This window comes from Arcicella rosea (assembly GCF_040543805.1).
GTDB lineage: Bacteria > Bacteroidota > Bacteroidia > Cytophagales > Spirosomataceae > Arcicella > Arcicella rosea.
In genome coordinates this window covers 625,822-641,056 of record NZ_JBEUMS010000001.1, presented here as the reverse complement: position 1 = coordinate 641,056, position 15,235 = coordinate 625,822, and the positions used below count along the sequence as shown (strand labels likewise).

13 protein-coding genes and 5 tRNA genes are annotated in these 15,235 nt (G+C 34.6%); 10 read left to right on the top strand and 8 right to left on the bottom strand.

Translation table 11 applies throughout. From position 1 onward, the window contains the following. Positions 1-68: 68 nt before the first annotated feature. From ABID42_RS02935 to nusG, 8 genes are all read left to right on the top strand, one after another. Positions 69-1,268, top strand: a complete 1,200-nt coding sequence (locus tag ABID42_RS02935) for an outer membrane beta-barrel protein (protein WP_367282360.1) — start codon at positions 69-71, stop codon at positions 1,266-1,268. A gap of 212 nt (positions 1,269-1,480) precedes the next feature. After that, positions 1,481-1,563, top strand: a tRNA-Tyr gene (locus ABID42_RS02930). Positions 1,564-1,631: 68 nt separating this feature from the next. After that, positions 1,632-1,707: transfer RNA gene (locus ABID42_RS02925), tRNA-Gly, on the top strand. Positions 1,708-1,818: 111 nt separating this feature from the next. After that, positions 1,819-1,890, top strand: a tRNA-Thr gene (locus ABID42_RS02920). 158 nt (positions 1,891-2,048) lie between these two features. Then, on the top strand, positions 2,049-3,236 hold the full coding sequence (gene tuf, locus ABID42_RS02915; protein WP_323257564.1) for an elongation factor Tu: 1,188 nt from the start codon (positions 2,049-2,051) through the stop codon (positions 3,234-3,236). A 120-nt stretch (positions 3,237-3,356) separates the two neighbouring features. After that, positions 3,357-3,427 (top strand) — tRNA-Trp (locus ABID42_RS02910). Positions 3,428-3,584: 157 nt separating this feature from the next. Then, a complete protein-coding gene (secE, locus tag ABID42_RS02905; RefSeq protein ID WP_184129481.1) occupies positions 3,585-3,770 on the top strand; it encodes a preprotein translocase subunit SecE in 186 nt (61 codons plus the stop codon). Positions 3,771-3,871: 101 nt separating this feature from the next. Next, positions 3,872-4,423, top strand: a complete 552-nt coding sequence (nusG, locus tag ABID42_RS02900; RefSeq protein WP_184129484.1) for a transcription termination/antitermination protein NusG — start codon at positions 3,872-3,874, stop codon at positions 4,421-4,423. A gap of 72 nt (positions 4,424-4,495) precedes the next feature. Here nusG and ABID42_RS02895 read toward each other — a convergent pair whose 3' ends face one another. Next, a complete protein-coding gene (locus ABID42_RS02895) occupies positions 4,496-7,468 on the bottom strand; it encodes a TonB-dependent receptor (protein WP_367282359.1) in 2,973 nt (990 codons plus the stop codon). 427 nt (positions 7,469-7,895) lie between these two features. Between ABID42_RS02895 and ABID42_RS02890 the strand changes: the two genes are divergently transcribed. Next, on the top strand, positions 7,896-8,966 hold the full coding sequence (locus tag ABID42_RS02890; protein ID WP_367282358.1) for a mannose-1-phosphate guanylyltransferase: 1,071 nt from the start codon (positions 7,896-7,898) through the stop codon (positions 8,964-8,966). 39 nt (positions 8,967-9,005) lie between these two features. On the opposite strand, the gene ABID42_RS02885 is transcribed toward ABID42_RS02890, so the two are convergent. From ABID42_RS02885 to ABID42_RS02855, 7 genes are all read right to left on the bottom strand, one after another. Beyond that, the gene (locus tag ABID42_RS02885) at positions 9,006-9,884 is read right to left on the bottom strand and encodes a MerR family transcriptional regulator (protein WP_367282357.1); all 879 of its coding nucleotides are present in this window, start codon (positions 9,882-9,884) and stop codon (positions 9,006-9,008) included. Between the two features lie 238 nt (positions 9,885-10,122). Beyond that, positions 10,123-10,806, bottom strand: a complete 684-nt coding sequence (locus tag ABID42_RS02880) for a carotenoid biosynthesis protein (protein ID WP_367282356.1) — start codon at positions 10,804-10,806, stop codon at positions 10,123-10,125. Positions 10,807-10,860: 54 nt separating this feature from the next. Next, positions 10,861-10,936, bottom strand: a tRNA-His gene (locus tag ABID42_RS02875). Positions 10,937-11,032: 96 nt separating this feature from the next. Next, entirely contained in the window at positions 11,033-11,644 is a 612-nt protein-coding gene (locus ABID42_RS02870; RefSeq protein WP_323257552.1) for a superoxide dismutase, read from the bottom strand. Between the two features lie 88 nt (positions 11,645-11,732). Beyond that, entirely contained in the window at positions 11,733-12,173 is a 441-nt protein-coding gene (locus ABID42_RS02865; protein WP_323257550.1) for a nucleoside deaminase, read from the bottom strand. A gap of 3 nt (positions 12,174-12,176) precedes the next feature. Then, entirely contained in the window at positions 12,177-13,289 is a 1,113-nt protein-coding gene (gene aroC, locus ABID42_RS02860; RefSeq protein WP_323257548.1) for a chorismate synthase, read from the bottom strand. A 56-nt stretch (positions 13,290-13,345) separates the two neighbouring features. Then, positions 13,346-14,683 carry a BatD family protein gene (locus tag ABID42_RS02855; protein WP_367282355.1) on the bottom strand — a complete coding sequence of 446 codons (1,338 nt, stop codon included), beginning with the start codon at positions 14,681-14,683 and terminating at the stop codon, positions 13,346-13,348. A 296-nt stretch (positions 14,684-14,979) separates the two neighbouring features. Between ABID42_RS02855 and ABID42_RS02850 the strand changes: the two genes are divergently transcribed. Next, entirely contained in the window at positions 14,980-15,168 is a 189-nt protein-coding gene (locus ABID42_RS02850; RefSeq protein ID WP_435521466.1) for a hypothetical protein, read from the top strand. The last annotated feature ends 67 nt before the right edge of the window (positions 15,169-15,235 follow it).

Here is a 15,235-nt window from a genome sequence, read left to right as displayed (position 1 = left end):
GGCATGCAGGAATAGAATTAACCGGTACAGAAATCTCTTAAAACCTAAAAACAATAAATAAAATCGCCATGGAAACGTTCAGAATCAAGAGTATCGTGAGCAAAATCACTTTCTCAATAATTTTTTCAGTTTTTGTTAGCTCAATAACTAGTTTTAAAAGTTCGGCAAAATCAAATGAAGCAGATTCAACAGTTATTAATATCGACAAGCGTAATCAGACTTTATTAAACAGCAAAAATCCTAGTAGATCATTAAAAGAAGATTTGCAGGAATTGTTTCAAAAAAATGGAATGAACCTTGATGATGATACTTGGAAAGGGATTCGCAGAGTCGTTAATAGTGAATTAAGTAAAGATACTGTCTTGGTCATTACACAAAACAATAAAAGTATCAATGTAGCGATTAATGCCAAAACAGAAGAATTGAATAGAAGTTCAGCAACAAACCAATCAACTCGCAGAGAATACAATATCAATAATAATTCAAATGTGAAAATTGGCGGTGGCGGAGTACATGTTAAAGATGGCAGAGACGAGGTTCACGTGAGTTGGAATGGGGTAGTGGTTAAAGATGGAAATGATGAAGTGAAAGTAATTTTGAAAGATACTGCTAAGGTAAATCGTAGAGACCAAGGATTCTCTAGCCGTTCGGGTTTCAATATCTACTTTGGTTTCAACGGGTTTTCTAATACAGGAAGTATCTCTGGTATTTACAATAGCAAAGATTTTGAATTAAGTCCTTTCGGTTCGAGATACTTTGGTTTTGGTTGGACTCGTAGCGGAATGATTAGTAAAGGAGCAAAAGCAGCTTTGAAGATTAGCTACGGTTTAGAAGTATCATGGAACAATTTTATGTTCGAAAACAATAATTATCTTGTTAAAGGAACAAACAATGTAGCTTTTGAAAATTATAAAGACAGCAAAGGAGATGTAATTCCACTTTCTCGAAACAAATTGACAGTAGCGAACATCAACATTCCAGTAATGCCTTATGTTGCCTTTAAAAAAGGAAGTGTAGTAACTTATGTGGCAGCAGGTGGTTATGTAGGTTATCGAATAGATAGTTACACTAAAACAAAAGAAGAAGATAGCGGTGATAAGAACTGGAATCACAGTAGCTTTTATTTGAACAATCTTCGTTATGGTTTAGCTTTTGAATTAGGATTAAAGAATTTTCCAGACTTATTTGTTAACTATGATATGAATAAGCTTTTTCAAGATGGAAGAGGTCCTGGTATCAGCGGAGTAAGTTTTGGAATAAGATTATAAAAAAGACATTGGCATTAATTGAATATTTTTTCGTTTAAAATATTCAATTAATGCCAATTTTGTAACTGTCAAATTATCAGGTAATTATATTTTTTTGCGAAAAAAAAGTGAAAAAAAACTTATTTAACGTTTGACAAAATAAAAAATAAACTTACCTTTGCACACTCTTTCACCAGAACGCTAAACGAAAGCGGTTCGAAAGTAGAGAAAATGGGGGTGTACCAGAGTGGCCAAATGGGGCAGACTGTAACTCTGCTGGAGTATTCCTTCGGTGGTTCGAATCCATCCGCCCCCACGATTTGAATGAGTGAATGTTTAAATTGATTTTAAAATTCAATCTCAATCATTTCACTATTAGAGTAAGCGGGAGTAGCTCATTTGGTAGAGCGATAGCCTTCCAAGCTATAGGTGGCGGGTTCGAGCCCCGTCTCCCGCTCCAAAGGAAACAATAGTAAGTGGTTAGTTGTTAATTAGTTAATAGTTATTAGTTTAGCTAAAAACGATTAACAATTAACCTCTTATAATTTCTAAGGGTTAGGTTTTGGAGTTTGCCTTTGTAGCTCAGTGGTAGAGCACTTCCTTGGTAAGGAAGAGGTCGGCAGTCCGATTCTGCTCAAAGGCTCGAATCTTTTGAAGATTGTTTTAATTTGAAGATTTGGAAGTTATTTTGTTGTTTTTACAGAATAAGTTAAAATGTTTTCAAATATTCAAATCCTCAATGTTTCAAATGTAAAAAGTATCAAACAATTTTTAAATAAAACTAATTAAGAACTAAATATCATGGCAAAAGAGAATTTTGACCGTAGTAAGCCCCACGTAAACATTGGTACAATCGGTCACGTTGACCACGGTAAAACTACATTGACTGCTGCAATTACGAAAGTATTGTCAGAAAAAGGACTTGCTGAGAAAAAAGATTTCTCATCAATTGACTCGGCTCCTGAAGAAAAAGAGCGTGGTATCACTATCAACACTGCTCACGTAGAATATTCAACAGCTAACCGTCACTATGCACACGTTGACTGTCCAGGTCACGCCGATTACGTGAAAAACATGGTAACTGGTGCTGCTCAAATGGATGGTGCTATCATCGTAGTTGCTGCAACTGACGGTCCAATGCCACAAACTCGTGAACACATCTTGTTGTCTCGCCAAGTTGGTGTACCTCAATTGGTTGTATTCATGAACAAAGTGGATATGGTTGACGATCCAGAATTACTTGAATTAGTAGAAATGGAAATTCGTGAATTGTTATCATTCTATGAATTTGATGGAGATAACATTCCAGTAATCCAAGGTTCTGCTTTAGGTGGTTTGAACGGAGATGCTAAATGGGTAGCTACTATCGAAGCGTTAATGGATGCAGTTGATAGCTGGATTCCACTTCCTAAGCGTGATGTTGATAAGCCTTTCTTGATGCCAGTTGAAGACGTATTCTCGATCACTGGTCGTGGTACTGTAGCAACAGGTCGTATCGAAACTGGTATCATCAACTCAGGTGAAGCAGTAGATATCTTAGGTATGGGTGCTGAAGGCTTGAAATCAGTTGTAACTGGTGTTGAGATGTTCCGTAAAATCCTTGACCGTGGTGAAGCTGGTGATAACGTAGGTTTATTATTACGTGGTATCGACAAAGAATCTATCCGTCGTGGTATGGTTATTTGTAAGCCAGGTTCTGTAAAGCCTCACACTAAATTCAAAGCAGAGGTTTATATCTTGTCTAAAGAAGAAGGTGGTCGTCATACTCCATTCTTTAACAAATATCGTCCACAATTCTATTTCCGTACAACTGACGTAACAGGAGAAATCATGTTGCCAGAAGGAGTAGAAATGTGTATGCCTGGTGATAACTTGACAATCTCAGTAACTTTATTGAACAAAGTAGCGATGGACAAAGGTCTTCGTTTCGCTATCCGTGAGGGTGGTCGTACAGTAGGTGCTGGTCAAGTAACTGAAATTTTAGACTAATTTTTAGCTAAAAATAGATTGAGAGCGTTACAAACCTGTGACGCTCTCTTTTTTTAGAATAAATTTGTAAGTATTTTTTTGCAAGTTTAGGATAAACAACTATCTTTGCAGTCGATTTACACGGGAATAGTTCAATGGTAGAATGCGGGTCTCCAACACCCTTGATCAGGGTTCGAATCCTTGTTCCCGTGCTTAGTATTAAGTTCCAAGTTTTAGGTTTTAAATTTATATACATTTTAAATGTACTAATTTTAAAGCCTAAAATATTGGAACTTAAAAGTTTATAAGCATAACTGTTTTTGCTTACAGATTAAAGAGATTATTAGTATAATATAGAAAAATAAAACCATGAACAAATTACAACAACTTGTTAAAGAGTCTTGGACAGAGGTTACAGAAAACGTAACATGGCCTAAATTTTCAGAATTACAAGCAAGTTCAACGCTTGTATTAGTGGCATCTTTAATTTTTGCATTAGTGGTTGGTATGATTGACTTCCTTTTCAAGTCTGGATTAGAGTGGTTCTATCAATAATATTAATGGCAGATTTCGGAATATAGCATTAGCAATAAATCTGCTTTGATGTAATATCAATCCAAAATCTACAAGGGCAAACTGAAATTTATACTCATACAATGGCAGAGACTAATTGGTACGTTCTGAGAGCTGTTTCAGGACAAGAAAAGAAAATAAGGACTTATCTCGAAAATGAAATTGCGAGACAAAGTCTTCAGGATTATATTCCACAAATTATTATTCCAACAGAGAAGATATTTGAAATGCGTAACGGTAAAAAAACTGTTCGTGAAAAAACTTTGTTTGCGGGATATATTTTTGTTGAAGCAGATATTAAATACGGTGAAGTAGCCCATTTAATTACTTCTATGCCAGGTGTAATTGGCTTTTTAAGCTGGAATGATGGTAAGACATCTAAAACACCAATTCCATTGCGTGCCGGAGAAATTAAGCGTATCTTGGGTAAAATGGACGAAGCCGTTGCTGTTGAAGAATTAGCACCAACATCGTTCTCGAAAGGCGAAACTATTAAAGTAATAGATGGTCCTTTCTCTGGATTTGAAGGTTCTGTTGAAGAAATCTTTGATGATAAGAAGAAATTGAACGTTATGGTTAAAATCTTTGGTCGTAACACTCCAGTTGAATTGAACTACTCACAAGTAGAGAAATAGAGAAATTAACTCAAATAAAAAGAGGAATATTCATTGTGAATATTCCTCTTTTTATTTTCTAGCGAGTGCTTTTTATTTGTTTAATAATTCATCAAATGCAATTCCTACATAAAACATAGAGCCTACTGTTGGATTACCCCATGAAGTAACGTAAGATTTTCCTAAGATATTAGTTCCACCAATTTTGATGATAGATTTAATACTTGCTACTTTTTTTGAAACCTGAGCATCTAGTGTGCTAAATGCTGGAATATTTCCTTGTTGTAAAGTATTCACCGCAGGGCTAGCAAAGCTTGATTGCCAGATGAATGATTCTTGGTATCTCCATACTACATTGAAACCAACTCCAGTTTTACCGACATTACGGTTACCAAAAGAGGCATTAAAACGATACGGCGGAGTATTGTATTGCAATTGTCCTGAAGTAAGTCCTCCATTATCACTTAGTACGTTATGCGAAACATTTCCGCCAAGGTTGAATCCTTTAGGAAAAGCATAGTCCAAGCCAACTGCCCAGCCTTCAGTTTTTACATCTTTTTCAGCATTCGTAGGTAATGAATATGGTTGTACTCTTCCAGCGATAGCAGGGTCTGGCTTAACAACGACTTGTGAAATAGCGAAATTAGTAAATGTACTTGTGTAGTAATAGGCATCAACAAATAGTTTCTTACTAATTAAACCTTTATAACCAACTTCCCATGAGCCAACTCTTTCTGGTTTGTACTCTTTTCTATTATATACTTGCCATTTAGTTGGATCAGTTGGATTTGCCAATACAGTACTATAAACATAGCTTTTACCAGATAATTGATAACGATCGTCAAATAAAGGTAAGCCACCAATTAAGCGTGCTTGTGGTGTTAATAAATCAATGTATTGGTCTTGTGTGGTTGGAATTCTAAAACCTGTTTGGTATGATAAACGGAAGTTATGGTCACTTGTAGGAGAGAATACACCTGAAATTCTTGGTGTAAATTGTCCTGCAAAATTCTCGTTTTTGTCATATCGCAAAGAACCTGAGAGTTTGAATTTTTTATCGAATAAATCTTTCGCTAATTGTGCATAAGCACCATATTCACTGATAGAAAATTCTTTCGCACTAGGATTGCTTGAACCATCGGCGTTTGCTTGCTGTGTAGCAAATAAAGTACCGCCAGAGTTTAAAGAATAAGTACGATAGTTTGCACCAACGATTACATCAATTACATTATTGAAGGCTTGAGAAAGATTATACATCCCTTCAATAGCATAAAGATTTGATTTGTCATTAAATTTCGCTCCACGAGGGATAGGCAAGCTTTTTACATTATCAAGCGTTGCATTCCAATTTGCGCTTGAAGGTGTTAAGCGACCTGCATCAGCAAGAGTACGTGCTGCTGCATGATAAGCGCCAAATTGCCCCTGAGTACTTGCACTAGCAGCAGTAACAGCTGCAGAAGGTGCGAGTCCTTGTCCTAATGCACCAGCAAAAATAGTAGCGTAATTTGTAAGCGCAGATTGTGCGAAAGTCCCAAAATATTGTGGATACCACGTTGTACTTGGTTTCCAAGCTTCGTTAACCAAAGCGCCTAATGTTCCAGTAGCGTAAGCATCTCCTGAACGTTCTTGTGTTGTGTATGCTCTTACAAAGAAGTTAGAACCTTTCACTTCTAATTTGTATTGACCTAAACTAAAATTTTTGATAGAGTAGCGGTCGGCTCCTGTATAAACAGTCGTTCCATTTCCCCAACTTGCTTGAGCGATAGCTTCAACATTATCGTTGATTCTGTAGTGAATAGCACCGTTTAATTTTATGCTAGTAGTTCCATAAGAAGCCAAGTCTCTTTCGTTATAACCTATTCTTGAAATGTTTGAATTGGTTTGACCTGGGATGATGGCATCAAAAATTTGTTTTGGCGTTTGTCCTGATAATTGTACTAAAGATTTTCCTCCAATTCCTGGAATATTAGCAGGATAAACAAATGTAGCAATAGCACCTAAAATTTGGGAAGTTCCATTCGCTCCAGTGCCTGGAGTACCATTTCCATACAAACCGCCATACATATTTACGTTTGTTTCATCTCCATAAGCATTCACACCATTATAGGCATAATTATTATCACGTGTACCATTGAAATTGCTACCGTTCAAGAAACTTTGGTCTCTAAAATCATTTGCTTGCCAATCGTCTGCTTTTAAATAAGAAAAATTGGCTTTAAAGGCAATCTTGTTGTTGAATGCTTTAGCAAAACGAATTGAAGCATCATAATAACCAGTTGTGGCAACAGAACGACTTTTTTCATTCATTAGCCCAGTTTTAACTGATGCACTAAGTCCTTGGTATAAAAAAGGACTTTTTGAATTCATTAATAAAATACCATTCAAGGCATTTGGTCCATATAATGCTGAAGCAGCACCAGGAAGTAATTCAGCAGATTCAAGGTCTAATTCAGAAATACCAACAATGTTTCCTACCGAGAAATTTAAACCCGGAGCTTGGTTGTCCATTCCATCAATCAATTGAACCATTCTAACGTTACCATTAGCATTAAACCCACGAGTATTGACAGAGCTGAATGTTAACGATTGAGTACTTACTTCAACCCCTTTTAGATTTTTTAGTCCATCGTAAAATGTTGCAGAAGGAGTATTTTGAATGGCACGTATATCCATTTTCTCAATTGAAACTGGAGATTTCATAATACTTTGTTCTACCCTTGAAGCAGAAATGACAACTTCTTGCCCCATAATACTTTGTTCAGAGAGTGTTATGTCAAAATTATTTTTACTGCCATCTACAATAAATTCCTGAGTATTATAACCAACACTTGAAACAACAATAGTAAAAGGCGTTGGAGTGCTTGTAGTCAGTGCAAATGCGCCTTTAGTATCCGAAATTGTTCCAATTACTTTTCCTTTTACTGCAATACTTACACCAATCAATGGCTCTTTTGTTGAGCCATCACTTATTTTACCCGATATTTTTGTTTGGGCAAATAGCATTGAGGTCATAAACAATAGCGTGGTAATTAGCCCAAGCCTCATTGTCGTAAAATGTTTTTTCATACCTTTATTTGTTAGTGAATTAAAATTTAAATAATGCCTTTTTCCTGATTCGATGAATTATTATGCAAATAGAAAGAATTTTTTGGATTTTATTATGCAAGCAGAGTAAATTTTTTACATTTTTTCTTAAAATTGTCTAATGATTGATTTGGAAGATAAAATTGTTCAATACTAACCCTTGTGAAGTTAAGATAGTATTTTAATTTAAGAAAAAAGTACATTTATAAAAATGTGTGTGAAATTAGAGCAAACTTGTTAAGGAGTTTAATGTTAGGTAGAAAAAATAGAAAAATTGGTATTTTACAGAGTTTTTATTACTAACAAATGAAGCTTTCCATTATAATTTCCTTTTTTTAGAAACTATACATATCTTTAAATTTCAGAACGATAGCACACAACTAGAATATAAAAAAAATAATACTAAATCATGAATAAGAATAACTATGTAGTAATTATGGCAGGAGGGGTTGGTACTCGTTTTTGGCCATTTAGTAGAACGAATAATCCCAAGCAATTTCATGATGTTTTAGGAACGGGGAGAACGCTTTTGCAACAAACTGCTGATCGTTTCGAGGACATTTGCCCAAATGAAAATATATTTATTGTAACAAGTACTGATTACATTGATTTAATAAAGACACAATTGCCTTTTTTATCGGATAGTCAGATTTTAGCAGAACCAATCCGAAGAAATACAGCTCCTTGCGTAGCTTATGCTTGTTATAAAATTGCTAAGCAAAATCCAGATGCTAATATTGTGGTAGCACCTGCTGACCATATTATTTTAAAAGAAAAGGAATTTGAAAAGAGAATTAATATTGCTTTAGAAACTTCTGCTAAAGGAGATGTTCTAGTTACGCTTGGTATTACTCCGACTCGCCCAGATACTGGCTATGGTTATATTCAATATGATCAATCAGAAACTGAAGTAAAAAGAGTTAAAACTTTCAGAGAAAAACCCAATTTAGAATTGGCTAAAACTTTTTTAGAAAGTGGAGATTATGTATGGAATGCAGGTATTTTTATCTGGACTGCCAAAGCAATTAAAAACGCATTTTCAAAAAATAGCCCTATTGTACACAGTATTTTTGAATCTGGGAATGATATTTACTTCACTGATCAGGAAACTGATTTTATCAATAATATTTATCAAAACTGTGAGAGTATCTCGATTGACTACGCTATCATGGAAAAAGCGGATAACGTATTTACAGTTTTAGGAAATATTGGTTGGTCTGATTTAGGTACTTGGAAGTCGCTATATGAAGTATCGGATAAAGATGAAGATGCTAATGTAATTGATGGAGCAACGATGCTTTACGGGGTTAAAAATAGCATTATAAAAACACCAAAAGACCGATTAGTGGTAATTCAAGGATTGGATGGCTATATCGTTGCTGAATATGACAACGTTCTGATGATTTGTGAAAAAGAACAAGAACAATTCGTGAAGAACTTTGTGGCAGATGCTACTAAAAAAGGGAAAGAATTTGTTTAAAATATTCTGAATAGGAAGAGTATCGTTTTTATATTCTTCCTATTCTAAAGCAATATCCATTAAATATTTAATCTGAGTTATAATTTCTACATTATCAGGACAGTCAATGTCTTGTCCTACCACTTGATAACCTGATAATAATATTTTTGAATCAGGAAATTCCTTCGCTAAGCGATACACATACTTTTGTACTTCATCTTGCCCAGGTACGGATGTTATCACACTAAAAAGATAATCAGGTTTGTGTACTTTATATGCAAAAATTAGCTCACTAAAAGGCAGGCTCTGTCCTAAGTAAATTACTTTGTTCTGACGTGAACGGATAATATAATTTCCAAATAATAAACTAATTTCGTGCATTTCGCCTTCAGGCAAATACAGCATATATTTTTTTGCACCCGGTCTGAGTGAAGGTAATTGACCATCTATGGCTACAATAAGCTTTTGACGGATTAAATTTGAAATAAAATGTTCTTGAGCAGGTCCAACTGAACCAGTAATCCATAAAGTGCCAATTCTGCTTAGAAAAGGAAAGATGATATTAGTCATCATATTTTCAAAGCCAAATTGAAGCGTATTGGTACTTACAATTTTTTCAAACCTTTCTTCATCTAAATCTAACATCGATATCGTCAAAGCATGAATTTGTTCTGGATAACTTAATTGCTTTTCCGAAATCAACATTACTTCTTTTGACATTTCATCGGAACTCATTTTTGAAATCTCCGAGATTTTATAACCGTGTTCTTTAAGCAGAGCAATGTTTAAAACCAATTTAAGGTCTTTATCATCGTAAGTACGTATATTAGTATCTGTTCTATCTGGTTTTAAAATTTCATAGCGTTGCTCCCAAATTCGGAGGGTATGAGCCTTGATACCAGATAATTGCTCAAGGTCTTTAATAGAATAATTGCTCATGTTTTTGGGTCGAAGGGTTTAATGATTTTCTACAATCGAAATACAAATCAAAGATTTGTTCAACTCTGATATTAAAATATTGAGTTTTATAAAATCACTTTTACTAAAGTTTTCAATTGAATAAAATGATGTAACGCAATCGAATTGCCATGTGTAAATATTTGTACACTTAGGGATAAAGAATAAACATCTTGTTTAAAGAAAAGTTTACAAAATTATACAATAATATTCAAGTAGCCTAAGCTGGGAGAAGTGTATGGAGAAGAAAAAACAATAATTGTAAACAAAATAAAAGTGGTGCTAATAAGTTGTTTTTTAGGAATTTACTATTGATAAAATAGAATTGTAAAACCAAAGAAACAACCAGCCAACCAAGGTAGTTTTGTACTGGGATTTTGTTGAATGACCATTGCCAAAAATCTAAACGAATTGCTACGGGCTCAATCAACAAATCTAAGCCAACCATCAAACAGGCTGCAATAATTGATAAAATGATTTTCCCTGAAATACTTGATTTTAGATTTTGAAAGAAGAGTTCAACAATAACTCCAGAACAATAAACCAAAATAAGCCAATTTGCGCCAATGACAATGGGGACTTCAAAGAGTTTGATACCAAGCGTTTGTCCATACTGATATTCGCCAAAAATAATGCCCGTATGCACGCCAATTACTTCTATAAAAAAACCAACTAGAAAAGTAATAACAGCAAATAGAATAAACTTAGGTTGAAAATCTTGATGAAAAAGAAGTAATAGAATTAATGAAGTCCAAAGGTTAAAAGGAGATAATACTTTAAAATATTCTTGAGTTAAAGGGACTTTTAAACCGATAAATCCAACAATATACATCAATGAAAGTATCGTAAAAGTAGTTTTCCGATAACGTGTCGTGATTAATGCTTTAAGCTGAATGTAATTCATGGTTTGTTGTGAGATTAGGCAATAAAAAAGGTCTTGTCATATTGACAAGACCTTGGGAGGAAGATGGGGCTCGAACCCACGACCCTCGGAACCACAAACCGATGCTCTAACCAACTGAGCTACAACCTCCGTGTTGTAATGGACTGCAAAGGTAGGGAGTCAATTTTAAAATAGCAATTTTTTCAATGAAAATATCACGAAAAAATTGCTATTATTTTATAACTTATTAAGCTTTAGCTGCTTGGAAACGGCTTTCAGCACCTGCCCAATCTACCAAGTTCCAGAATGAATCGATATAATCAGGACGTTTGTTTTGGAATTTCAAATAATATGCGTGTTCCCAAACATCAATACCGATGATAGGAGTACCTTTTACATCAGCAATATCCATTAATGGATTATCTTGATTTGGTGTTGAAGAAACAGCAATTGAACCGTCGGCAGTAACAACTAACCAAGCCCAACCTGAACCGAATCTTGTTAAACCAGCTTTCTTGAATTCGTCTTTGAATGCTTCAAATGAACCGAATTTAGCAGTGATAGCTTCTGCTAAAGTACCTACTGGAGCTCCGCCACCGTTTGGAGAAAGAATATTCCAGAAGAATGTATGATTCCAGTGTCCTCCACCATTGTTACGAATTGCTGGAGAGTATTTACTTACTTCAGAAACCAATTCTTCAAGAGATTTGCCTTCTAATTCAGTACCTGCCACAGCAGCATTAAGGTTAGTAACGTAAGTATTGTGATGACGGTCATGGTGAATTTCCATCGTCAACGCATCAAAGTGAGGCTCTAAAGCATCATTTGCATAAGGTAAAGGGTCTAATACGAATGCCATTTTTATAAGGAGTTATTATTAATTATATAGTTAAGGAGTTCGAGAACTTTCTCTACTCATGTTGTTTCAAAAACTATCAAAATGATAATTAAGTTCTTAATTGACTAAAAAAACTCTTCAATATTTGTTCACAATCATCTTGTAAAACGCCAAATGTAACCATTGATTTGGGATGAATGATAGATGGATTTACTCTTTTGAAACCTCTTTTTTCATCCGATGCTCCCCAAACAATTCTATTTAATTGCGACCAAAAAATTGCACCGCCACACATTACACAAGGTTCTAAAGTAACATACAAAGTACAATCTTTTAAATACTTTGAACCCAAAGTTTGAGCCGCCGAAGTAATCGCTAACATTTCAGCATGTGCTGTAACATCATTGAGTTTTTCAGTTTGATTATATGCTTTAGCGATAATTTGATTCTGACATACGATAACTGCTCCTACTGGAATTTCTCCTTCATCAAAGGCAATTGCGGCCTGCTGAAGGGCAATTTGCATAAAGTATTCGTCAGAAAAAAACATATTTTACCAAGGTAAATCAGAAGAAATTTCTTGAGCAACTTTGCTAGTTGCACGGTTTCTTAAATAAAAATCCACTAATACTAAGGCTGCCATAGCTTCCACAATCGGTACTGCACGTGGTACAACGCATGGGTCGTGGCGTCCTTTTCCTGAAACCACAACAGCATTTCCTTCAGCATCTACGCTGTCTTGGTCTTGCATGATGGTCGCTACAGGTTTAAAGGCAACTCTAAAGTAAATGTCTTCACCATTAGAAATTCCACCTTGTACGCCACCTGAATGATTGGTTTTTGTTTTTACACGATTGTGTTCATCCAAAAACATTTCATCATTGTGTTCTGAACCGTACATCTCAACGCCTTCAAAGCCACTTCCATATTCAAAACCTTTTACTGCATTGATACTTAGCATTGCTTTTCCTAATTCGGCATGAAGTTTATCGAAAACGGGTTCGCCTAAACCAACTGGTGTACCAGTAATTACACAATTAACAACGCCTCCGATTGAATCTCCTTTTTTACGAGTTTCATCAATCAAATCATACATTTGTTGTGCTACTGCTGGGTCTGGGCAACGAACGGCATTTTCTTCGGCAAGATTCAAATCTAATTGTTGATAGGGCGTTGATAATTTTAATTTACCAACTTGCGAAACATAAGATTTAATATCGACACCAATTTGCTTTAATATCAATTTTGCCAATGCACCAGCCGCTACTCTAGCTACTGTTTCACGAGCAGAGCTACGTCCACCACCACGATAGTCACGATTGCCATATTTTGCTGTGTAAGTATAATCAGCATGCGAAGGACGAAACTGTTGGGCAATATGTGAATAATCCTTTGAACGTTGGTCGCCATTCAAAACCATCATAGCGATTGGTGTACCAGTTGTTTTTCCTTCAAAAATTCCAGAAAGTACTTGAAATTCATCGGCTTCACGGCGTTGTGTGGTAATTCTGGATTGCCCAGGTTTGCGACGATCTAATTCGCTTTGAATAAAAGATGAATCGAAGTCAATGCCAGCCGGACAGCCGTCAACAATTACACCAACTGCTGTGCCATGCGACTCGCCAAATGTACTAATCTTGAATAATTTACCGTATGTACTGCTCATTTGAGTTGTATGAGAAATAACAAAAATTGTTATTTCATTCTTTTGATTGCGCTTACTTATTTTCGTTTTTTATTGGATAATAAAATATAAACCATTCCTATCAGCATAATTGAAATCAGAATATTGGCTTCATCTTTCAAAAATTTACTGAAATCATTGGGAATTTCTGACGAATCTTTTTCTTTCAAACCATCATAAACTGAAATTACCGTTAAAGGAGTATCAGCAGTTTTGATGGTTGCTCCACTTACTTTTAGTTGGAGTTTTGATTGTAAAGTATCGTATTTATCAGTTTTTGTATTGAAAAATACCCATTTAAAATACTTCCCGAGTGCAAAGTTACCAGCCTGTTTCGGAATAATTAGAAAAGTAAAGATTTTTGTACTAACAACTTTTCCATTTTCTGGATATGAACTTGAATTTACTTCAGGAGGAAAAAAGTCAAAAAGGCTATCATTTTTCATTTCTGGTAGCTTAATGTTGTATCCATCGCCCGTAATTTGAATGCGATATTGAACCGATTTACCAGTATTGATGCTGTTTTTATTGATTACCTCTTTCAATGAAAAATCTCCAACGGATACTTCTTGCTTTAAAGGATGGCTCGGTAAATCCTTTGTTTTGATGATAAACGACTTGGTTTTAAAAGTAGTAAACTCAGGTATTTTTTCACCATTTTTTCCAAGGGTATATTTTATCAGTTTTAAACTGACCGAAGGAAAAACGATAGGCTTGTTATTTAATGGGTAAAAAGTAGCTTGATAATATTTGTACTGAGTGTAAGATTTGCCATTCAGAACTAATTGTCCTTGTTGCATTTCTGTTAAACCAAAACTCTCTTCCCAGCAGTTTTCAGGTTTCAGTTTTTTGGTGATTTCTGGAATTTGAACTTCATTTTGGTAAGATTCAAATTCTGTTGGATTATTCTCTGCAACATAAAATGCTAGTGTAACCGTAAAACCTTCACCAGTAAAAGGAGTGAATTTATTGGTGCTCAAACTTAGGAAAGCATCGTTTTTAGAGCTAATTATTTCGGCTTGATTTCCTTCTATAAAATCCGTAAAATCTTCATTCGAATCAACGATGTCTTTTTTCTCAGTACTGGTTTTATCTGAAATTACTTTACTTACTTTCACGCTAAATCCTTCTGATTTTAAATTGAGTTCATTCACATTTACTTTGAAAGAAGGAATTTTGAAAGTTCCGATTTTTAGCGGAGAATAGTTTTGTGTGATGTTACAAGTTGAAACTGTTTGTCCATTTACATACGAATGTGTGGTAGAACGAGAGAAGCCTTTTTTAGTGAAATTCGGTAAATCAGGAAACTTACAAGTAGGTACTTGGGCTTCGCCAATGTATTTTACAACCACAGTCACCACGAAGGGTTCATTCATAGAAATACTCTTATCGCCTAAAATTAGCGATACATCACTGTCTTGAGCCTTTGAATAAAAGCTTATTAAAAAATAAAAAAATATTGAAATAATTATATAATATTTTTTTTGTTTCACCGTTGTCAAAATAAACGTTCAAAAAATTAATACTGAATAATATAAAATAACAATTAATTATTTTATGTAAAATGCTTGATTTACAGGTATTTGTATTATAAATTTGGTTGGAGATTTATATTGTTACTTTATTAAATCCTTTAAAAGCTATGGTTACCTTAAACTATGTCAAAGTTATATTGGAAAAAGTTAGTTTTGATGCAAAGTTATTCGAGAAAGAATTAAAAAAAGCAATCAAGACCTTATTATCTGATGAAGTAAAAGAATTGCAAGTATGGTGTTATGATAAATTTGGTAAAACCTACAAGCAAGTAATTGAGAAATGTTTTAATAGAATTCGTAGAAAAATGATAGGACTATCAGCTTAGCATTTTCTAACACACTGACGAAATTGATAAAGCCCAACAAAATTTATTTTGTTGGGCTTTTGTATGT

What these genes read in the sequence shown, in the direction of transcription:
- ABID42_RS02935 (WP_367282360.1), top strand. Translation starts at nt 69, where the DNA reads ATGGAAACGTTCAGAATCAAGAGTATCGTGAGCAAAATCACTTTCTCA.
- tuf (WP_323257564.1), top strand. Translation starts at nt 2,049, where the DNA reads ATGGCAAAAGAGAATTTTGACCGTAGTAAGCCCCACGTAAACATTGGT.
- secE (WP_184129481.1), top strand. Translation starts at nt 3,585, where the DNA reads ATGAACAAATTACAACAACTTGTTAAAGAGTCTTGGACAGAGGTTACA.
- nusG (WP_184129484.1), top strand. Translation starts at nt 3,872, where the DNA reads ATGGCAGAGACTAATTGGTACGTTCTGAGAGCTGTTTCAGGACAAGAA.
- ABID42_RS02895 (WP_367282359.1), bottom strand. Translation starts at nt 7,468, where the DNA reads ATGAAAAAACATTTTACGACAATGAGGCTTGGGCTAATTACCACGCTA.
- ABID42_RS02890 (WP_367282358.1), top strand. Translation starts at nt 7,896, where the DNA reads ATGAATAAGAATAACTATGTAGTAATTATGGCAGGAGGGGTTGGTACT.
- ABID42_RS02885 (WP_367282357.1), bottom strand. Translation starts at nt 9,884, where the DNA reads ATGAGCAATTATTCTATTAAAGACCTTGAGCAATTATCTGGTATCAAG.
- ABID42_RS02880 (WP_367282356.1), bottom strand. Translation starts at nt 10,806, where the DNA reads ATGAATTACATTCAGCTTAAAGCATTAATCACGACACGTTATCGGAAA.
- ABID42_RS02870 (WP_323257552.1), bottom strand. Translation starts at nt 11,644, where the DNA reads ATGGCATTCGTATTAGACCCTTTACCTTATGCAAATGATGCTTTAGAG.
- ABID42_RS02865 (WP_323257550.1), bottom strand. Translation starts at nt 12,173, where the DNA reads ATGTTTTTTTCTGACGAATACTTTATGCAAATTGCCCTTCAGCAGGCC.
- aroC (WP_323257548.1), bottom strand. Translation starts at nt 13,289, where the DNA reads ATGAGCAGTACATACGGTAAATTATTCAAGATTAGTACATTTGGCGAG.
- ABID42_RS02855 (WP_367282355.1), bottom strand. Translation starts at nt 14,683, where the DNA reads ATGAATGAACCCTTCGTGGTGACTGTGGTTGTAAAATACATTGGCGAA.